Annotated in this window: 18 protein-coding genes; 6 read left to right on the forward strand and 12 right to left on the reverse strand. The window is 65.5% G+C overall.

The features are described 5' to 3' along the window. The coding region (locus MJD61_08120; protein MCG8555241.1) for a hypothetical protein at positions 1-245 on the reverse strand (245 nt) is incomplete at its 3' end. Between the two features lie 3 nt (positions 246-248). Further along, on the reverse strand, positions 249-1,079 hold the full coding sequence (locus tag MJD61_08125; GenBank protein MCG8555242.1) for an amino acid racemase: 831 nt from the start codon (positions 1,077-1,079) through the stop codon (positions 249-251). 137 nt (positions 1,080-1,216) lie between these two features. Here MJD61_08125 and MJD61_08130 point away from each other — a divergent pair, with 137 nt between their 5' ends. Beyond that, on the forward strand, positions 1,217-2,425 hold the full coding sequence (locus MJD61_08130; GenBank protein MCG8555243.1) for an MFS transporter: 1,209 nt from the start codon (positions 1,217-1,219) through the stop codon (positions 2,423-2,425). A gap of 49 nt (positions 2,426-2,474) precedes the next feature. Here the strand turns inward: MJD61_08130 and MJD61_08135 are convergent, their stop codons facing one another. From MJD61_08135 to MJD61_08180, 10 genes are all read right to left on the reverse strand, one after another. Then, complete coding sequence (locus tag MJD61_08135) at positions 2,475-2,801, reverse strand: winged helix-turn-helix domain-containing protein (protein ID MCG8555244.1); 327 nt, start codon at positions 2,799-2,801, stop codon at positions 2,475-2,477. 500 nt (positions 2,802-3,301) lie between these two features. Continuing rightward, on the reverse strand, positions 3,302-4,969 hold the full coding sequence (locus MJD61_08140) for a DUF882 domain-containing protein (protein ID MCG8555245.1): 1,668 nt from the start codon (positions 4,967-4,969) through the stop codon (positions 3,302-3,304). Positions 4,970-5,074: 105 nt separating this feature from the next. Further along, positions 5,075-6,277: an imidazolonepropionase gene (gene hutI / locus MJD61_08145; GenBank protein ID MCG8555246.1), complete on the reverse strand. Its 1,203-nt coding sequence runs from the start codon at positions 6,275-6,277 to the stop codon at positions 5,075-5,077. Between the two features lie 13 nt (positions 6,278-6,290). Continuing rightward, complete coding sequence (gene hutU / locus MJD61_08150; protein MCG8555247.1) at positions 6,291-7,940, reverse strand: urocanate hydratase; 1,650 nt, start codon at positions 7,938-7,940, stop codon at positions 6,291-6,293. A gap of 51 nt (positions 7,941-7,991) precedes the next feature. Continuing rightward, on the reverse strand, positions 7,992-9,530 hold the full coding sequence (hutH, locus tag MJD61_08155) for a histidine ammonia-lyase (GenBank protein MCG8555248.1): 1,539 nt from the start codon (positions 9,528-9,530) through the stop codon (positions 7,992-7,994). A gap of 58 nt (positions 9,531-9,588) precedes the next feature. After that, positions 9,589-10,053, reverse strand: a complete 465-nt coding sequence (locus tag MJD61_08160; protein MCG8555249.1) for a response regulator — start codon at positions 10,051-10,053, stop codon at positions 9,589-9,591. Between the two features lie 290 nt (positions 10,054-10,343). Further along, complete coding sequence (gene dut / locus MJD61_08165; protein ID MCG8555250.1) at positions 10,344-10,796, reverse strand: dUTP diphosphatase; 453 nt, start codon at positions 10,794-10,796, stop codon at positions 10,344-10,346. Continuing rightward, positions 10,793-12,991, reverse strand: coding sequence for a polyribonucleotide nucleotidyltransferase (gene pnp, locus MJD61_08170; GenBank protein MCG8555251.1), 2,199 nt, complete (start codon positions 12,989-12,991; stop codon positions 10,793-10,795). Before pnp ends, dut begins: the two co-directional genes overlap by 4 nt. A gap of 189 nt (positions 12,992-13,180) precedes the next feature. Further along, on the reverse strand, positions 13,181-13,450 hold the full coding sequence (gene rpsO / locus MJD61_08175) for a 30S ribosomal protein S15 (protein MCG8555252.1): 270 nt from the start codon (positions 13,448-13,450) through the stop codon (positions 13,181-13,183). Between the two features lie 134 nt (positions 13,451-13,584). After that, a complete protein-coding gene (locus MJD61_08180; protein ID MCG8555253.1) occupies positions 13,585-15,927 on the reverse strand; it encodes a hypothetical protein in 2,343 nt (780 codons plus the stop codon). A 513-nt stretch (positions 15,928-16,440) separates the two neighbouring features. On the opposite strand from MJD61_08180, the gene rpsB reads away from it, so the two are divergent. The 5 genes from rpsB to MJD61_08205 all read left to right on the forward strand — a co-directional run. Continuing rightward, positions 16,441-17,310 carry a 30S ribosomal protein S2 gene (gene rpsB, locus MJD61_08185; GenBank protein ID MCG8555254.1) on the forward strand — a complete coding sequence of 290 codons (870 nt, stop codon included), beginning with the start codon at positions 16,441-16,443 and terminating at the stop codon, positions 17,308-17,310. 88 nt (positions 17,311-17,398) lie between these two features. Beyond that, positions 17,399-18,070, forward strand: a complete 672-nt coding sequence (gene tsf / locus MJD61_08190; GenBank protein ID MCG8555255.1) for a translation elongation factor Ts — start codon at positions 17,399-17,401, stop codon at positions 18,068-18,070. 18 nt (positions 18,071-18,088) lie between these two features. Then, positions 18,089-18,832 carry a UMP kinase gene (pyrH, locus tag MJD61_08195; protein MCG8555256.1) on the forward strand — a complete coding sequence of 248 codons (744 nt, stop codon included), beginning with the start codon at positions 18,089-18,091 and terminating at the stop codon, positions 18,830-18,832. A gap of 15 nt (positions 18,833-18,847) precedes the next feature. Then, complete coding sequence (gene frr / locus MJD61_08200; protein ID MCG8555257.1) at positions 18,848-19,405, forward strand: ribosome recycling factor; 558 nt, start codon at positions 18,848-18,850, stop codon at positions 19,403-19,405. Between the two features lie 451 nt (positions 19,406-19,856). Next, positions 19,857-20,608, forward strand: a 752-nt coding sequence (locus MJD61_08205) for a DUF4388 domain-containing protein (protein MCG8555258.1), incomplete at its 3' end; no start/stop codon positions are given.

The raw sequence follows: 20,608 nt of genomic DNA on the forward strand, positions 1-20,608 counted from the left end.
ATGAGACTGCGAAGGTCCCGTTGGGTGCTGCTCGGAGGCGGGTCGCTCCGTCTCGGCCTCTGCCCTCTGCTTCCGAATCCGAACTCGCTCTCGCTCTCGGCCTCGGGCTCGGTCCCGCGAAAAAGCGCAGCTTCGGTTGGCCGCGCCGGTTCTGACCACCGCTGGCTATGTCGCTCCTCCTCGTATCCCCAATACTCCTCGTCGTCGCGCCTCGCCAGCGGCGCCCAGTCCTCACCGAAACGCACGAGCTATTCTTCCGCGGGCCCTAACCAACCCTGCGGCAGGGGACGTTCACCTAATGCCAGCGAGATGGCCGCATGTGCCATCACCTGCATGGGGTCGAGCAAGGGTATCCCGTCTATCGCGTCGCGGCCAAGGACCAGGGGAATCTCCGTGCAGCCGCAGATCACGAGGTCGGCCGTCTGGCCCAGCAGGCGCGTCGCGCGTGCGAGCGCTTGCTTCGGCCCTGAAGTCGGCGAACCCGACTTGATGCCGCCGCCTGCGCGCTCACCGTCTTGCAGCGATCCGTAGATGGGCGTCATGACGAGCCGCTCCTGAAGCTCTTCACCACCTGGAAGATCGAGCGGCGTGATCACCTGCAGCGCCGGGTCGAGCCGCTCGGCGCGTTGCTGGTACAGCCGCGCCCGCAGCGTTCCCGTCGTCGCCAGCAATCCGATCACCCGACTCGACTGGGCTGCCACAACCAGTGCTTCTTCGATCATATCGAAGATAGGTATAGATGAGCGTGCGCGCAGCTCATCCAGGTAGGCATGCGCTGTGCCGCAAGCGATCAAAGCGAAGCTCGCTCCTGGGCCGGGCGTGCTGGCGGCCAGCCGCGCCACCGCCTGCTCCAAGCAAGGCAGGGGCGAGGCTCCCTCTCCGATCAGTGCCCGCGTACGATCCGGCGTCTCGGTCATGCTCACGAGGATCCAGCTCGGGTAGTCCTGGTCCTTGAGCGCCGCTCCAAGCCGGTCCCGGGTCTCTGCAAGCAGGAGTCGCTCGAGCTCGATGTGCGCGAGCGGTCCGAGCCCTCCCACGATCCCGATCGTGTGTATCCAATCCACCCTTGTGGTCTCCACCTTCACACTCTCGTAGGTGCTTTTTTGATCTGCGGCAAGGCTGCGGATTCTCGACCCATGGACTATGGTCGCCGGGCAGTGCTTGCGCCTGTCGAGAGGACACCGTAGCCGCTCGTGACCAAACGAGGTTTGCGCCGTTGCGCATCCCGGACTTCGTCGCGTTCATGGCCAGCCGGGTTCTGTCCGGAGTGGCGACCTCGCTGCTTAGCACGCAGGTGAACTGGCACGTCTACGAACTTTCCGGTTCAGCGTTTCAACTGGGTCTGGTCGGGCTCGTGCAGTTCTTGCCCGCCTTGCTTCTGAGCCCTGTAGGCGGCGTGGTTGCGGACAGCTACGAGCGCCGCCGCATCGCACAGATGTCGCAAGCGGTCTTGGCAATTGGAGGCCTGGTGCTTTGGCTGGCAACTTCCCAGGGGCTGGCCACCCTGCCGCTGCTTTACGGCATCGTGTTGTGTACCTCCTCGGCCACGGCCTTTGAAAACCCCGCTCGCGCCGCCCTGCTTCCCACGCTGCTTCCCGCGGCCCTCTTTCCAGCTGCCGTCACGTTTTACGCGGGCGGCCAGATGATCGCATTCATGTCGGGACCGGCCTTGCAAGGCATCGTGCTGGCCGCAACGGATCTGGCGACTGTCTACGCGGTCCACGCCGTGCTGATCGCGGGCGCATTCACGGTGCTGTCCTTTGTTCGCCCGCGCCCGCTCAGCGGCCCCGGACGCGGCTTGAGCCTCGCGGCAATCCGCGAGGGTTGGGCCTACGTCCGCGGCAACCAGGTGGTGCTTGGTTGCATGACGCTGGACATGTTTGCCGTGCTTTTCGGAGGCGCCAAGGCGCTGCTTCCGATCTACGCCAAGGACATCCTGCACACGGGGCCCGCCGGCTACGGCCTGCTCGTGGCTTCGCTCGAGATCGGGTCGGTCTTGATGTGGCTCGTGCTCATGATCGCGCCGCCGCTGGAGCGCGCGGGGCGGGCGCTGCTGTTCGCGGTGGGGGTGTTCGGAGCTGCCACGATCGTGTTCGGGTTTTCCCGTTCCTACCCGCTCTCCGTGGCGGCCTATCTGGTGGCCGGCATGGCCGACTACGTCAGCGTGGTGATGCGCAGCGTGGCGGTCCAACTCTCGACACCCAACGAGCTGCGAGGTCGCGTGAGCTCCATCAACATGCTCTTCATCGGCGCTTCAAACCAACTGGGCGCCGTGGAGTCGGGCTTCGTGGCGGCACTGACCAATGCCACCTTTTCGGTCGTGAGCGGCGGAGTCGGCTGCCTGATCGTGCTCGGCATCGTGGCGGTCAAGCTTCCCGAGCTGGGCGAATACGACCTGCGCACAGCAAGACACCACGAAGGCTAGTGCCTCGCCACAGGAATCCTGATCGTTTGGCCCCAGCCCTGGCGCCGGCTCATCTGCTTGCTACCCCTCGTCCGCGGCGCGATCCCAGGCCCAGGCGGCGCGCCTCGACCGGGTCGAGCAACGACTCGAGCAGACTTCCGACCGTTCGGTTGGATTCGAGGGGATGCCGCAGACAGATCGATGGATCGATGTCGTAGTGATTCCTTCGGCCTTCGCGCACGCGTTCGATCACTCCTGCCTCTTCCAGGTCGCTGACGATGCGGTGTGTTCCACGTTCGGTGATCCCAACGGCATCGGCCACGTCGCGCAGTCGCATGTCCGGGTCACGGGCCAGGCACAACAGCACGTGCGCGTGGTTGCTAAGAAACGTCCACATCCAGTTGCTCTTGCTGGGGCTTCAGGCTTCCTGACCGGGGCAGGGTGATCCTGCCCCGATACCTGACCATTCATCAGCATACCTGAATCACAGTTCAGGTCAAGAGGTTCCTGTGAGTGTCCTCAGCAAAAGTCGCCAGGGGCGCGTTTGGGTCCATGGGCTCGATCACGCCCTGTCGGTCAACGTGCAACCTCAGGCTCGCTCGACGGAAGTGGCAAGCCCGCCCAGCACTGCGATGCCAATAAGGAGCTCAAGTAGAATTGTGGGGTCCATGGTCTCTCCTTTCTTGATTGCGCCCACAGCTTGCTGGCGTTGACTGCCTTGGAGGCAGATTACGCGATTTCGATAACGTGATACATAAAACATGACATATTTTTCCTGCATGTCAAGTCCCGTGTAAGCAGGATCCTCGCTCAGGGGACAATCGGCGGCAATCGGCGTCTTACAAGGCCCCCGAGGCGCCACGAAGCTCAGGTCGGTTAGGTGTTGGAACGGTGCGCTCAGATATCGTCCGTCTCGGTAGCGTCGCTGCCCGTCGGCTGGTCGGGACTCAGCAGGTCGAGGGCCGTGTCCAGATCCCCGTCGCTCCCAACCGGGAAGCGGTCCAGGGCGTGCTGGTCGCCGGGGGGCGTGCTCGCCTCCCGAGCGGCCGGTACCATCGCCTTGACCAGCCTTTCAGGTTGCCCCGGCGCGGATTTCCCTTGTTCGGCTGCAACCGGGACCATGGCCTTGGCGGACTTGTCCGCCGCACTGGCCAGGGCGGACTTGCCGGCTGCGGCAAGGCCGGTGCCCCGCGCGGCGATCTTCTTGGCGTCGCTGGAACGCGACCAGTGGGCGTGAGCCGCCGCGGCCATGCGCACGCTGGCCCGTGACTGCTTGCGCCAACCCGCATCCGGCTCCCAGAGCGCCATGGCCGCTAGCGGCTCCTCCTTGTCCGCGTACTCCCAGTAGTACGGGCGCCGGTCGCGTACATCGATATGCACAAAGCGCTTGTGCCGGTACAGACCCACACCGCGCGCGCCGAGCCGCACCGCGCTCGCGGCCAGCTGTGCGGCGGAGACCCGCGGGACGCGCACGTCCGCGGCCTTGCCCAACGTGTGTTGACTGTTGGGCGAGGTGCCGCGCACCTTGGGGGCCCGATGCCCCGAGATCAGATGCAGTTCCCTTCCGTGGCGCGCAGACAACTGCAGCAGGATCCGGACGAGGCGGGGATCCATGTTCACCTCGCTGCCGGTACGCCGGCAGCGCATCAAGCGGTTGATCGCGTCGAAGGCTTGCGTTCGAGGTTGCCCGCCCTCGTCAAAGGGGCGCACCTGAAGGAACTCTCCCGTATGCAGGGCCAGCACTCTAAAAGGACTGCGGCCAAGCCTTGCGAGCTCCTTTCCACCAAGTCGTGGCAGCGTGAAGCGCAGCTTGGGTTGCTCGGGCGGATCGACCTTGGCCTCGCCAGGTTGCGCGCCCTCGTCAGCCATGGCCTGAAGCTGAGCTTGATCCAGCACGATCGCATCGCTACCTGCCGCGTGCAGCATGACCTGCTCGGCAGCAGCCAGCCCTTCTTCGCTGGTGTGGACCGCCAGCCACCTGGAGTAGCGAAAAGGGTAGGGCGATTGCGCTGGCGGCAGAAGCGGGGGGTGCACGAGCTGCGGGTCCGCCTGCGAGCCCGAGTCGTTGGCGGCGTACCGCGCGTCGCCCGGTGGCTGCATCGAGGGTGCTGCCGCGCCGGACGCGTAGCCGCCGGGTGCTGCCTGCTGCGCGATCGGCGCCGCGTCTTCACCGGCCAGCTGCGGACCAACAGGGCCGGAGGCTGGGTCGGGTGCCCCTGGCGATGTCGGCTCGCTTACCACGGCTGTCGCAGGCGCGGAGGCATTCTTCAGCCGCATGGACGGAATCGGGGCCTCAGGTACAGGCTGCTGCGCGCTGGCGCTCGCGGCATCAAGCGCGCTCGGGGGCTGGTTTCCTCCGGATGGGGGATCCGCTTGCAGCCGGGTTGCCTGCGCCAGACTGTAGGACGAGGACGTTGGCTCCCAGCGTCGCCCCAACGTGAAACCGCACAGCACGGGCAGCGGCAACAGCGAGGCACCTACAACGGCCAGCCAACGCGGGATCCATAGTGACCGCGCCGGCGTTCCAGCGTTGCTGAAGAGCAGAACTCTAAGGCCGTGCTTCATCGCACCCCAAACCCCTTGGGGTGGTTGCCGGGAACCCATGCCCCGTCACCCCGAAGCCTGAACGGTCACCCCCTCTCGCGCCCGCATTTCCAGGCCCGAGGTTAACTATCGAGCGCTCTTGGCAACTCTGAAGCCCGATCCGAGCGGGTTGCCGGCGCAAATTACGAGATCGACCGGGTTTCCACCTACCTCGTAGCCCAGCAGGCGCTCGTCGCGGTGGCGCAGCAGGATGAGGTCGGCTCGTCTGCCGTCGGCAATCAGCCCCCGATCTTCAAACCCGAGCAACTGTGCAGCTGTGTAGGTGCACGCGCTGACGGCTTCGGCCAGCGTCACACCCAGCTTGCGAACGGCCAGCGCGACAACGAAAGGCATGGACGAGCTGGGCGCCGAGCCCGGGTTGCAGTTGGTGGCGATCACAAGCTTGCCGCCCGCATCGAGCAGGGCGCGACCGTTGCCGTAGCGCTGGTTCAGGTGAAAGCTGCTTGCCGGCAGCATCACACCGTAGGCGCCGAACGCCGCCAGGCGCATCAGGTCTTTGCGGCTCGCCGCCTCCAGGTGATCCACACTGCGGGCCCCGAGCTCGAGCGCTCTTTCGAGCATCCCAAGCGATGTGAACTGGTCCGCATGTACGCGCATCGGGTGACCCAACGAGCTGGCGCGCTCAAAGAGCCGGGTGCATGCATCGACGCTCCACGAGCCCTGTTCGCAATAGGCATCGATCGTCACCCCGGGAAAGGCTTGGTGCACGGCTGGCAGCGTCTCGTCGATCACGCGCTGTACGAACCTGTCCTGCGTTGGGTCCAGGGCATGCCCGAGCAGCGCGGTGGGCACCACCGTTCCTTCGAAGCTCCCGGCAGCGCGATGGATGGCGCGCAGCAGCTTGAGCTCGCTTTCGGTGCTCAGCCCGTATCCGGACTTGACCTCGATCGTTGTGCTGCCTTCCCGAAGCATCAGGTTGAGACGCTCGAGCAAGCGCTCGGCAAGCTCGTCCTCGCTTGCGGCACGCACGGCGCGCACGGTCGCCATGATGCCGCCACCTGCGGCGAGTATCTCCAGGTAGCTTGCGCCCCGCTGCTGCTGCTCGAACTCGGCGAGTCGATCCCCAGCCCACAGTGCGTGGGTATGCGCATCGACGAATCCGGGCATCAGGACTCGCCCGCGGGCATCGATGCGTTGCGTGTCTTGGGGGCACCACAAGCCCCGACCGATCTTCGCGATCCGTGTTCCCTCGATCTGCACATCGGCACTGGCGAGCGGCGGCGAGCCGGCCCCGGTCACGACACGAGCGTTCGCGATCAGCAGCGACATGGCGCGCGGGCCCTTACCAGTTACGCATTGGCACCTTGAGCCCCTGCCGGTCGGCACAGGCTTGCGCCTCCGGGTAACCCGCATCGGCATGGCGCAATACGCCCAGCGCAGGATCGTTGGTTTGCACCCGGCGCAGCCGCGCGGCGGCGTCTGCGGTCCCGTCCGCCACGATCACTTGTCCGGCATGCTGAGCAAAACCGATCCCGACGCCGCCCCCATGATGAAAGCTGACCCACGAGGCTCCGCTCGCCACGTTGGTCATGGCATTGAGCAACGGCCAATCGCTCACCGCGTCCGTGCCATCTCGCATGCCCTCGGTTTCGCGATTCGGAGAAGCTACCGAGCCGCAGTCCAGATGATCCCGGCCGAGCACCAGGGGTGCAGACACTTCCCCTTTGGCAACCAACTCGTTGAAGGCCAGCGCCGCCTTGTCGCGCTCTCCAAGCCCGAGCCAACAGATGCGTGCCGGCAGCCCCTGAAACCGGATCCTTTCTCGTGCCAACGTGAGCCAGCGCTTTAGCCCCTCGCGCTCGGGAAACAACTCCAGGAGCGCTTGGTCCGTTCGATAGATGTCCTCGGCCTCGCCCGACAAAGCCACCCAGCGAAAGGGTCCCCGGCCCACGCAGAACTGAGTACGGATGTAGGCGGGCACGAAACCTGGGAAGCGGAAGGCATCCTCGACGCCACGGTCGAAGGCTCGCTGCCGCAGGTTGTTGCCGTAGTCGAAGGTCACGGCGCCCCGTTGTTGCAGCGCGAGCATGGCCCGCACATGACGGGCCATCGTGTCCAGGCTTCGCTCGCCGTAGCCCGCAGGGTCCTTTATCCGCAGCGACTGGGCCTGCTCGACGCTGCAGCCGAGCGGCACGTAGCTCAGCACGTCGTGTGCTGGAGTCTGATCGGTCAAGGCGTCCGGGGTAATCCGGCGCTCGATCAGGCGTTCCAGAAGCGCGACGGCATTCAGCGGGATGCCGAGCGAACGCGCTTGCCTGGACTCGAGGCACTGCCGGGCTCGATCGACGGCGGTGTCGAGATCGTCGACGATCTCATCGAGGTAGCCTTCGGTCAGGCGCCGCTCGAGCTTGCTGCGGTCCACGTCCGCGATCAGGCATACTCCGCCGTTCATGCTGACGGCGAGCGGTTGCGCGCCACCCATGCCGCCACAGCCAGCGGTGACCGTCAGCCGGCCTTCCATCGCCCCGCCGAAGTGCTGGCGCGCGCACTCGGCAAACGTCTCGTAGGTACCCTGCACGATGCCCTGGCTGCCGATGTAGATCCACGAGCCGGCGGTCATCTGCCCGAACATCATCAGGCCCTCACGAACCAGATGGTCGAAGTGCTGCTGCGTGGCCCAACGAGGCACCAGGTTGCTGTTGGCGATCAGCACTCGCGGAGCATCCTTGTGTGTGCGCACGATGCCGACGGGCTTGCCCGACTGGACCAGGAGCGTTTCGTCGACATCGAGGCGCTTGAGTGAGTTGACCATGGCGTCAAAGGCAGCCCAGGAGCGCACAGCCTGTCCACGACCGCCGTACACCACGAGCCGAGCGGGATCCTCCGCGACCTCCGGGTCCAGGTTGTTCATCAGCATGCGCATCGCGGCTTCGGCCTGCCAGGTCTTGCAGACGCGCTGACTGCCGCGTGGCGCACGCAAGCCCGCGGGCATCTGCGCTGCAGGCTGGGTCGGGTCGCGCGAGTCGTCTTCGGGCATGCTCACCTACCGATCGTTCACCAGCTCCCGAAAGCGTCCGCTGCGCACCAGGCGCGCGATCGCTTCCACGTCGGGTGCGGGCGGGCGATCGCGGGTGCGACGATCGACCACCTCGCGTACCAAGGCATGGGCTCGCTCTACCCCGTGTCCCGAGCGAAGCGGACGCTGGTATTCGAGTGCTTCGCTGGCGCAAAGCAGCTCGATGGCCACGACCGACGTGGCGAGGGCCAGTCCGCGCCTGGCCTTGCGGGCGGCGTACGGGCCGAACGAATTGTAGTCCTCCATTCCGGCACTGGTCGGCAGGTTGGCTACGCTGGCGGGCGTGGCCAGACCCACCAGCTCGTTGCAGCAGGCTGCCGCCGTGTACTGCGCGATCATCAGGCCTGAATGCAAGCCCGGCATCGGGCTCAGGTGGGTGTTCAGAGGATTCTCTGTGTCCGATGCGGCGAGCATGTAGTATACGCGCCGCTCCGCTATTCCCGCCAAATGGGAAAGGGCGATGGCCAGCGTGTCGAGAGCCAGTGCGAGGGGCAGGCCGTGAAAGTTGCCCGCGGAGACGATCGAGCGCGCGTATACGGGATCGGGGGCAAACACCAGCGGATTGTCCGTTGCGGCGCCGAGCTCACGCTCGAACACACCGCGCACGAAGCTCAGCGCGTCCACCACGCTTCCCATCACCTGCGGCGAGCAACGCAGCGAGTAGGGGTCCTGCACCCTCGGATCGCCGTCTTGGTGGCTCGGCACGATCTGGCTACCGTCGATGAGCCGGCGCAAGCGGTGCGCGACTTCCCGCTGGCCCCGCTGCCCCCGCGCAACCTGCACGCGGTCATCCAGAAAGGCATCGGTGCCGCGACAAGCGTCGATCGACATGGCTGCCGCGGCCAGTGCTGCGTCAACGAGTCGTTCGCAGTCGGATAGCAGCAGTGCTCCTTCGGCCGCCATCAGGTGGGTGCCGTTGAGCAATGCGAGCCCCTCCTTGGCTTGCAGCGAAAGCGGTGCGATGCCGGCGGCAGCCAGCGCCTCGGAGCCAGACAGGCGCCGACCGCCAAGCGTCGCCTCTCCTTCGCCGAGCAGCACCAGGGCAGCGTGTGCCAGCGGGGCAAGGTCACCCGAGGCTCCCACCGAACCGATCTCGGGTACCAAGGGCGTCACATCGGCATTCAGCAAGGCGACGATCGCCTCGGCCACCTCGGGTCGCACGCCCGAGTGGCCGCGCGCGAGGGCAGCAGCCAGCAGCAGCCACATGGCCCGCACGCTGTCGGGCGGCAGCGCTGCTCCAACTCCGGCAGCGTGCGAGCGGATGAGATTGTGTTGCACTTCGCGCAGCTGCCTGGCGTCGATACGCTCCCGCGCCAGCGAGCCGAATCCCGTGTTGACACCGTAGATCACCTGCCCGGAGCCCAGGACTCCAAGCAAGGTGTCATGCGCCCCACGCAAGCTGCAGAGGGCTTGTTGCGTGAGCTTGACTCGAGCGTTGTGCCGAGCCACGCGCTCGACTTGCTCTATGGACAGCGCCTTCCCGTCGATACGGACAGCCTGCGCCATGACTTCCGAGTGTAGTCGGGGCCACTGCCACGGCAAGCGCGGTTTGGCTCGGCTGCTGCTACGCCGATTTGCGTCGATAGCGATTCGCATCGGCACTGCGGATCGTGCTGGTAGTGCCGGGAAGGTAGCGTTCGAGCTGTCGGACGAGGTCCTTGGAGTCACCCGATTTGTACACCCAGCCCGCGGCCCCGCAGTCCCTGACGAGCGCCTCGAGCTCATGCGGTGCGCGAGCGGAGTAGAGCACCAGCGGGCACGGTTGCTCGTCGTACATGCGCGCAATGCTCACGATCTTGTCGCCGTTGATGGCTGGCAGATTGACGTCCACCAGCGCCAGATCGGGCTTTTCGCGCTTCAACAGCTCCGCGAACTCAAACGGGCTGTGGGTGGAAACGACATGGAGGTTGGTTCCCCGCAGGGCACGCTTGAGGGCACGTATGCCGGTTTCGTTGTCGTCCACGACCAAGATCTTGCGAGGAACGGTTCGTGCTGGGACAGGAATGCTCGGTAGCGGCTTTGGTGGCATGGTGAGCCCAACTGCTCCAGTCTCGCTGCTGTGGGGCGCCCGGCCACATGTCCGTCAAGCCGGTAGCTGCACCTGAGGCGAACTTGGCAGCCCTCTACAAAATGGTACGACGTTACGGGATTCGTCTTGAGCCGCCCGGCTATCCGGCCGCTGAAATCACTGAAAAACCTCCCCTGCTTTTGCACCGTCGTGTAGCTAGCAGCGACCGTCGGGCCGGGAGCAACATCGCCCACAAAGATCAGCTCCCCATCTTCTTCGAGGATGTACGTGCCCGAGCAACTCCTACACGTTCACCGGCCCGTGCTGCCGAGACCTCGCGTCCCGCGCGAGGTAGGTGCGAGCTCGTCTTCGAGCGCGCGCACGGCCACACGCTGCACTTGGCTTACGACCAGCTGCGCGATGCGATCCCCGGGATGGATCGCGTAGGGCACGGAGCCCAGGTTGACCAGGAGCACGCAGACCTCGCCGCGGTAGTCTTCGTCGATCGTGCCGGGAGCGTTGAGCACCGTGACGCCATGGCGGCTTGCGAGGCCCGAGCGCGGACGTACTTGTCCCTCGTGACCCTCGGGCAGCGCGATCGCAAGGCCGGTCGGTACGGTTGCGCGTTGGCCCGGCTCGATAACGCAGGGGGTGTCGAGCGCTGCGCTCAAGTCGAGGCCGGCGGCTCCCTCGCTGGCGTAGTGCGGTAGCCGGGCACACCCCTTTCGCAGGACGCGAACCTGGAGCGTGGCTTGCGCGTTCATCGGCTACGACGTGGCCGATCACCACCGCCACGCCGAGGCCCGCCACGCCCCCGGCCACCACCGCCGCCCCCGCTGGCGGCACGGCTCGCCGGCGGCGGTCGTTCTTCCCAGCCTTCAGGCTTGGCCAGCAGTTCCTTGCGTGACACCCGAACACGACCTTCGCGGTCGATTTCCGTGATCTTCACCTCGATCTCGTCGCCAAGCTTCACGTAGTCCTCGATACGCGGAACGTGCTTCCAGTCGAGCTCGGAAATGTGCAGCAGACCGTCTTTGCCTGGGGAGATTTCCACGAACGCGCCATAGGCCTCGACCCTGTTTACGGTGCCCTTGTGGATCTGACCCACCTCGGGTTCCATGGTCAGGTTGCGAATGATCTCGATGGCCTTTTCGACACTTGCCTCGTCCGGGGATGCCACGGCAACCGTGCCGTCGTCTTCGATATCGATCGTGGCGCCAGTCTGATCGACGATCGCCTTGATCATCTTGCCACCGGGTCCGATCACGGCGCGGATCTGATCGGGCTTGATCTGAATCGTCGTGATGCGCGGCGCGTGGGGTGACAGCTTGCTGCGTGGTTCCGCCAGCACTTCCGTCATCTTGGCGAGCACGTGCAGGCGCGCGTCGCGTGCTTGCCGCAGCGCAGCCTCGAGGATGCCTCGCGTCAGCCCCTCGATCTTGATATCCATCTGGATCGCGGTGATGCCCTTGGCGGTGCCGCAGACCTTGAAGTCCATATCACCCAGATGGTCTTCGTCTCCAAGGATATCGGTCAACACGGCGTGGTTGTCACCGTCCTTGACGAGACCCATGGCAATTCCAGCGACGGGGGCGCGGATGGGAACGCCGGCGTCCATCATGGAAAGGGCGCCGCCGCACACGGTGGCCATGGAGGACGACCCGTTCGACTCGGTGATCTCGGAGACGAGCCGGATCGTGTAAGGAAAGTCCTCCTTGCTCGGCAGCATGCGCGAAAGAGCCCGTTCGGCGAGATGACCGTGACCCACCTCACGGCGCCCTGGGCCGCGTAGCGGGCGGGTCTCACCAACGGAAAAAGGCGGGAAATTGTAATGGAGCAGAAAACGCTTCCAGCGCTCCCCGGTAAGAGCATCGATCTTCTGCTCGTCCTGACCGGTGCCCAGGGTGGTCGTGACGATCGCCTGGGTCTCTCCCCGGGTGAACAGGGATGAGCCGTGGGTGCGCGGCAGCCATCCGACCTCGATCGTGATCGGCCGGACGGTCGCAAGGTCACGCCCGTCGACCCGCTGCCGCTCATCGAGGATCTGCGATCGCATGGTCGTGGAGCGAAGCTGCTCGTAGCAATGCTTGATCGCCTTATCCTCGTCCGGAAAGCGTTCCGTCAGTGCTTCTACGGTCTGCTTCTTGATCTCCTTGAAGCGATCGTAGCGAATGTGCTTTTCTGGAACGTTGCACGCTTGCTTCGCGCCGCTTGCTGCTGTGTCGCGCACTGCCTGTTCCAGGCCGTCCGGAAGCTGCTCCGGCGCGAAGCCCCACTTCTGCTTGCCGGCCACCTCCCGCATGCGCTCGATCAGATCGAGCAGCTGCTGCACCGCTTGGTGCCCAAAGAAGAGGGCCTGCAGGAAGTCCTCCTCGCTCGCCTGGTCGCATTCGCCCTCGACCATCACGATGGCGTCGCGCGAGGCTGCCATGACGATGTCCATGTCGCTTTGAGCGATGTCGTCGAAGCTGGGGTTTGCAACAAAGCTCCCGTCGACGCGGCCTACGCGCACGCCGGCGATCGGACCTTGCCAAGGTACGGGGCTCAGGTGCAGCGCTGCGGATGCTCCGACCATGGCGAGCACGTCCGAGGGGTTGTGCTTGTCCGCGGACAACACCGTGGCGATGACTTGGATCTCGTTGCGGTAGCCGTCCGGGAACAGCGGGCGGCACGGGCGGTCGATGAGACGCGAGGTCAGGATCTCGTCATCCCGGAGCCGTCCTTCACGCTTGAAGAAGCCGCCAGGGATCTTGCCCGCGGCGTAGGTCTTCTCCACGTAATCGACGCTAAGCGGCAGGAAGTCCACGCCTGGCCGCGGCTCTTGGGTCCCACACGCCGTCACCAACACCACGGTTTCCCCGCAGCTAACGATGCACGAGCCCTGTGCTTGTTTGGCCACCCGTCCTGTCTCTAGTGTAAGGACGGCGTCGCCGACTTTGACGCTTTCTCGAATGATCATTCAACGGCCTTTTCCTGAAAGATGGGTCAGACAACGCGGCCGTGCTGTGAGAGATGGCTCGGTCCCCGGTGCCAAGGTTTTAGCCAGCAGGCAGTCGCTGCTTCGAGACTTCGAAGCGAGAATCGAAAGCCACGGCGTCGGAAATCAACAGTGCGCCCGGGCGCGTGGCGTCCGGGGTGAATCATGGCTCTAGCGCCGAATGCCAAGCTCATGGATGAGCGTCCGATAGCGCTCGATGCTCCGTCCGCGCAAATAGTTGAGCAGCTTGCGGCGCTGGCTGACCAGCATCAGCAGCCCTCTGCGCGAGTGGTGGTCCTTCTTGTGCGTTTTGAAGTGGCCGGTGAGCAACGCGATACGTTCGCTGAGCAGCGCGATCTGAACCTCTGGTGAGCCCGTGTCCGTTCCATGCGATCGGAATTTCTCGATCACGGCTCGCTTGTGGTCTTGGGACAATGCCATCGGTCAGGTACCGCGTGTCGCTACTTCGGGGCGGCAGGCTCGGCTCCACCAGGAAACGCACGCCGTCGCCGGACGCCTTTACTCGGGGCCAGGCGGCGGAAGTCGGCGGAGTATGCAGAGGCCGACCTCTCGCGTCAAGGCGCCGGGGCAGCAACGGAGTCGACGGCCGTGGCGAGGTCCTCGGGCAGCTCGATGACGGCCTCGGAGCTCTCGGCCAGCGTAACCAGCGGATAGCGCACGATGACACGGCCGGTGAACCGGGGCACCTCGAGCCCGTCGACCGCGTGCTGCAGGCAGGCTCGAAGCTCGGGGCCAAGGTCGCCCTCGACCTGCACGGACATCACTTCTCGGTTGGCGAGCTCGAACGCGAACACCGCACGCACCGCGTAATCAGCACGGCCGGCCCGATCTCGGCGAAAACAGCCGCGTGCCACCGGAAGCACCCGCCGCCGGAGCATCTGGCGCAGCGGCCCGGCGGGCATGCCCCAACCTTGGGACCCCGACGGCTTGGGGGCAACGGGCGGCCGACAATCGCGGCGTTCGGCCAGGTAGATGGGCTCGGCGTCCGAGCTGATGCCGCTGTGTCGAAAGGCGGGCCCCCGTGCGTCGCAGGGTCGGCTCCCGGCGGGTGGCGGTGGGCGATCTCTTTTGCGGGAGCGCAAATCCCGTGGATCGACCGCCATGAGCACGGAGGGCGCCACGGTGGCCGCTGGCTCGTCGCCCAATGCCGTGGCCATCTCGTGCGGGGGGCGGCTCCAGCTCGGTGTCTTGGCACCGCTGAGGCGTACCTGTCCCGATACCGTGCCCTGCCAGACACGCTGCTCGCCCGCCCGCAGAGCGCCGAGCACCACCGAGCCCCTGCCAAGCCGCAATCGCAGCCGCCGGCGAACAACGGGTGCGAACAAGGCACCGACCCGCTCCAGCAGGGGGGTGGGATCACCGCCGCGCGTGAGGTTGTGCGCTTCCTCGCCGGCGTGCACGACGATGCCGCGACTCCGAGCGACCGCGGCCTCGAGTGCCGGCGGGGTCGGGCGGTCACCGACGTTGAGCAGCGAGACTTCGACGCCGGCATGCGCGGCGCGACCCAGGGTCGATACGCCGCTTCGCATGAGATCGCCGTCGCCAACAATCACGATCAGCTGTCTCCTGTGGTGACCCAGACGGTTGCCGGCTCCCCCCGGCGGGCGCTTTCGCAACCAGGGGCGCACCATGTTCCAGGCTGCCTCGAAGCGGGTAGCCGAGCCCAGCTCCATGGCCAGCGCGTGTTCGAAGGGCTCGAGCGGCGCGCGATCCGCCGGTAGCGGTGTGTCGAGCAGCACAGCGGCGCGAGCCCCAAACGCCGCGCCTCGCACGATCGAGCCCTGCGGCGCCGCCTCGAGTAGGCTCGCAACGGCTGCCATCATGCGGTTGCGGGCGGGACCTTCGGTCGAGGGCGAGGCGTCCACGAGCGCGATCAGGTCGACGGGTTTCCCGGGTCGGGATCCCGCAGCCACACGTATTCGTTCGCACACGGAGCTGCCGCAGCCAAAGCGCCAGCGGTCGACTCGTGCGGCCGCCGGCGCGCGTGCGCTGACCTGGCAGGGCTCCCAAGCCTGAAGCGTGACCGGCGCGCCGGCGTTCGAGCGTTCCGCCACCCGCAGACCGTGCAAACCTTGGGCGCGCACGCTGATCTCGCTGTTGGCGGCTCGGGGGTCCATCCCGCGTGCCGGTAGGTGCAACCGCACTGCGCCTCCGCGCAGGGGTGCGGCCGCCACGTACGCGATCCGCAGTCGCAGATCGTTGCCGGCCACGAGCGGTGCTGCGTGAAGCACGATGGCGCTTCCACGCGCGTCCGAGGTGCGGATGGCCCGTGCCACGGGAAGGCCGAATCCTGGCCCCCGCGCCTGCACCGCATCGTCGTAGGCTGTCAAATGGCCCCGAACCCGAGCCCGCAGCCCCTTTCGGCAGCCCGCCGCATTGCACACCTCGAGCCCTGCGAGTCGCGCCGAACGGGGCACCGCGAGTCGATAGCCGATTTCGCTCGGCTTGGTGAGCGTCGTCGTGAGCTCGAGCCGTGTCACAACCCGTGCCAGGCCGCCCTGCAGCAGAACATCAACTTGGTGTCGAGCTTCCCTGCTCGCTGCCATCCCGGTCAGCACTTGGCCTGCTCGCGAGCGCTGTGGGGGAGGGTATGGGCCATAGCGGGTCGCTTCTTGCTGTTGCCGCCGCTGCTTTGATCCGTGGTGAGGTGGCTCGAGCCAGCCGTCGCGTTCGGGCAGGCCAATGGGGTCATCGAGCAGCGAGCTGCCGCGGACCAGTCCCGGTTCCTGTGGGTCGCCGACAGCCCGCGCCGGGATCGGCAACGTCATGACGCCGGCCAAGACCAAGCCCAGGGCAATCCAGGGCGGGATAGTGCCCGGCCCGAAGCTCTGGACCAAGCATGGCCGAGCGCCGCGGGGTTGGATGGCGTGGCGGTGAACCGAGGGAATGCGGCGCATGCGCTTGGGATCGAGCGAGGTCGAGGGGTGAGCCGCTACCAAAGGGGTCGGGAGCGATGGTTGCGGTGTCGACGCTTGGGATCGAGCGAGGTCGAGGGGTGAGCCGCTACGGCAGACGGCTTCGCGCCCCAAGCCAGGCGTCGGGGGCGAGTTTCGGGTCGGGCACGAGATAGGCCGCTCGCGCACACCAACAGCTTGGCACGATGGCCGGCGTCACGCAGTCCGGTTCAGCAGGCGTGCCACCGCAGCTTTGGACGCAGGCACGCCCCGGTCCTGGCCTTGGTGTGGAGCAGCGTGCCCGTGCGTGCGAGGCGGGGCAGCCACGCCGCGCGGTGGTGGCCAGCATGGACGGCCGCGCCCACGCGTGCTATACGGCCGCCCGCTCTCAGAACGAGGGCCGGGACGCAGCTTCCCGTAATCATTCACATGCCCCCGCTCGGAGCGGCTGGCCGGTGCTCGGCTCAACGGGTTGCCAGCCGCGGGGTGTGGCAGTCAACCGAAAAGAGGCGAGCGATGACCACACAGAGCACAAGCGAGGCGCAGCCCCCGCCTCCGCCGACCCCCGCGGTCGAGCAGCCGGCACCGAGTGCGGAGGCGCCGATCGGTTTGCGCGAGTTCATCGGTGCCGGCGTTCACTTCGGCCATCAGACCAACCGCTGGAATCCGAAGATGCGGCCTTTCATCTTCGGCGCACGCAACGGGATCCATATCATCGACCTGGATCAGACCGTCCGTCTGTTTCGACGCGCCTACGATTCCGTGTGCGATTCCGTGAGCCGTGGTGGTGACGTGCTGTTCGTCGGCACCAAGCGTCAGGCGCAGGAGGTCATCTTGGAGGAGGCCGCGCGAGCGGGCCAGTTCCATGTGACCGGCCGCTGGCTAGGGGGCACCCTGACGAACTTTCGCACGATGAAGATCAGCATCGAGCGGCTCCGTAGCCTGGAGCGTATGGAGGAAGACGGCACCCTGGAGACGCTCCCCAAGAAGGAGGTCCTCGGCCTGCGCCGCGAACGCGAAAGGCTCGAGAAGTTCCTGGGTGGCATCAAGTCCATGAACGCACCGCCCGCGGTGATCTTCGTCATCGACCCCAACCACGAGCACATCGCCGTGTGCGAGGGCAACAAGCTCGGGATTCCCATCGTGGCGCTCACGGACACCAATTGCGATCCCGACGTCATCGACTACGTGATTCCGGGTAACGATGACGCCATTCGCTCGATCAAGCTCATCACGGCGCGCATTGCCGACGCCTGCCTCGAGGGTCAGCGTCGAAGGAAAGACTACCTGCAGAGCGGACGGCGTGAGGATGGGTCCGAGCCGGGTTTCACAATCGAGTTCGCTCGTTCACGCCGTGCAGCCCCATACGAAACGAACAAGCGATGATCACCACGCCCATGCCGCCGGCACCAACCGATGCAGGGGAGGCTGGAGCGCCGAACAGCCCCACGGCTGAAGAACAGGAACAGGCATCATGGTTGAAGTGAGCGCGACGAGGGTCAAACAGCTCCGTAGTCGCACCGGAGCCGGCATCATGGACTGCAAGAACGCCCTGGTGGAAGCCGGGGGCGACGAGGACAAGGCCGTCGAGATCATTCAGAAAAAGGGCCTTGCCAAGGCGGCCAAAAAGGCCGGCGCGATCGCCGCGGAGGGCGTAGTTCACGCCTACGTTCATCCGGGAAGCCGGATCGGTGTCCTTGTCGAGGTCAACTGCCAAACAGACTTCGTTGCCCGCAACGACGAGTTCAGGGCCTTTGCCGACGATATCGCGCTGCAGATCGCGTCCATGGCTCCCCTGTACGTTTCCCCCGAGGACCTGCCTCCGGAGCACAAATCGAAACAGGCCGAGATCTTCAGGGCCCAGCTGATCGAGCAAGCCAATCGCACCGGCAAGAAACATCCCGATCACGTCGTAGAGCGGATCGTGGAAGGTCGCTTGGAGAAGTGGTTGGGCGAATCGTGCCTCCTCGAGCAACCCTTCATTCGCGACAACGACAAGACCATCGGGCACGTCGCCGATCTGCTGACGGCCAAGCTCGGTGAGCGGATTTCGGTGCGAAGGTTCGTCCGCTTTGAGCTGGGCGAGGGGATCGAAAAGAAGAAGAACGACCTGGCGAAGGAAGTCGCCGAGGCCCTAGCCGGATAGGGGTGGGGCTGGTGACCGATGCAGGTTAGTCCAGGCGGCCGGCCCCAGCGCATCCTGCTCAAGCTCTCCGGTGAGGCGCTTTGTGGAAGCCCGGGTGGCTACGGAGTGGAGCTGAGCACACTCGAAGGCATATGCTCGGAGCTTACGGATGTGCACGCCATGGGTGTGCAGATCGCCATCGTCATCGGCGGAGGCAATATATTTCGCGGCCTCAAGGGAAGCGCAGCCGGCATGGATCGCGCGAGCGCGGACTACATGGGGATGCTGGCCACGGTCATCAACGGCATTGCGCTGCAGGACGGTCTCGAAAAGCACGGTGTGGAGACTCGCCTGCTGGCCGCTCTGGAGGTTCGCCAGGTGGCAGAGCCCTACATACGACGCCGCGCGATCCGACACCTGGAAAAGGGGCGACTCGTCATTTTTGTTGCGGGAACGGGCAATCCGTTCTTCTCTACCGACACGGCTGCTGCGCTCCGTGCCATGGAAATCCAAGCGGACCTGTTGTGCAAGGCAACCAAAGTCAGCGGGGTGTACGACAAGGATCCGGTCAAATACTCGGATGCGAGCATGTTCCGAAGGTTGAGCTACGACCGCTTCATTGGCGAACGCATGGGGGTCATGGACGCCACCGCGGTCACGTTGTGCCGGGACAACAATCTGCCGATCCGCGTCTTTCAGCTGACGCAGCGGGGTAACATCCGGCGAGTCATCGAGGGACAAGAGCTCGGGACGCTGGTGACCCAGAGCGAAGACAGCATCTAACATGGGGTCGCTGAGATGATCGACGAAGCGCATGAGGAGCTACGGACCGCGGTCGCAAAATCCCACGAGGCGCTGCGGCGCGAGCTGTCCAAGCTGCGAACGGGGCGAGCCAACCCCGCGTTGCTCGAGTCGCTGCGTGTGGATTCTTACGGCCAGCCTACGCCCATTCATCAAATGGCGACCGTGGGCGTGCCGGAGCCGCGCCTGCTCACGATCAAGGCCTGGGATCGTAGCCAGGTCAAGGCGATCGAGCGTGCCATCCTGGAGTCGGACCTGGGTTTGAACCCGCAGTCCGACGGCGAGCTGATTCGGGTGCCGCTGCCTCCCCTGACCGAGGATCGCCGCAAGGAACTGGTCAAGATCGCGCGCAAGTACGGGGAGGACGCCAAGGTATCGATCCGCAAGGCGCGCCACAACGCCAAGGACTTGTTGTCCACGCTGCGTGAGGAGGGCGAGGCCAGCGAAGACGAGGTGGAGCGAGCCAGCAAGCGCGTGGAAGAGATCGTGCAGAAAGCCACGGCCGAGGTGGACGCGATCGTCGGGCGCAAGGAAAGCGATATCCTCGCCCTGTAGCCGTCCCGCCGCCTACCCGCATCGGTCACCAGCCTCCGGCGCCCCGTTGAGCCCAACCGCATGCCCGATCCGCCCGCGCAAACGGCCGCGTCCTCCGGGATCGCAGAAGCGAAGCAAAAAGAACTCCATCGGCGTCCTCAACATAGTTCAGCGTCTTCACCATGGTGTCGACTATGCCTCCGGCGCGCCGACTGCGGATCGGCCGTTGTCACGGGCACCTCGACCGATCGATCGGGCTCGAAGCTGGTGACCGATGCGGGCCAGCGCAGCTGCTCAGAGGGCGCGGCCAGGCCGTGCCGGCAACCCGTGCCAGCTGTGCGGGAAGCTGCGTCGCTGTAGGGTCCTGCTGCCGCAGGCGTGCGGACACCCTCGGTCGGCCGAGACAGTCCCGCACGTGCCATTCCTTGACCCAAGTTCATGAAACTTCTACTTTTACGATCGGTGTACCCAGATGAAGGAGCCTCTAGAAAGCGCCCTGCGCTCGTCTTCGGTTTCGGCCAAACCCCAGCGGGTCTACGCGCTTAAGTTCATTTCCGGAAAGTATCAGGGAGGCGAGTTCGCACTGCCGGCCGAGGGTGAGATCATCGTCGGCCGCTCCAGTGATCAGAACATGGTGCTGGTCGAGGACATGGTTTCTCGACGCCACGCTCGGATCTCGGTGGAGGGAGGGGACGTATTCATCCGAGACCTGAAGTCGACCAACGGGACCTTTGTCAACGGGGAGCGCATTAGCGAGGCCAAGCTGAGCGAGGGCGATCGGGTCTTGATCGGCACGAGCATCATGAAACTCGTGCGGAGCAGCGAATCCAGCCCGCCGCGGGCCAAGCCGAAGGGACAGCCCGAAGGAGTGCGGCGCCGTGCATCCCAAGTGCAGCGGATGACCGGCAGCATCGAGGAGGTACCCCTGCCGGACCTGCTGCAGTTGTTCAGCTCCTCCAAGAAGAATGGCGTACTTGTCGTACGTACAGAAACCGATGTCGGCAAGTTGTATTTGGACGCCGGTCAGGTGGTGTACGCGACGTTGAATGACGACGATACCCTCGGCGCAGAGAAGAGCTTGTACCGTATTGTTGGCTGGACAGCGGGCACCTTCTGCCTGGAGAGTCAGCCGGAGGAAGAGTTCCCGAGGGAACTGAACGTTTCGACCGAGGGCCTGTTGATGGAGGCCATGCGACGCATGGACGAAATGGCCAGGTTGGACGA

It is taken from the genome of Pseudomonadota bacterium (assembly GCA_022361155.1).
Classification (GTDB): Bacteria; Myxococcota_A; Polyangia; order Polyangiales; family JAKSBK01; genus JAKSBK01.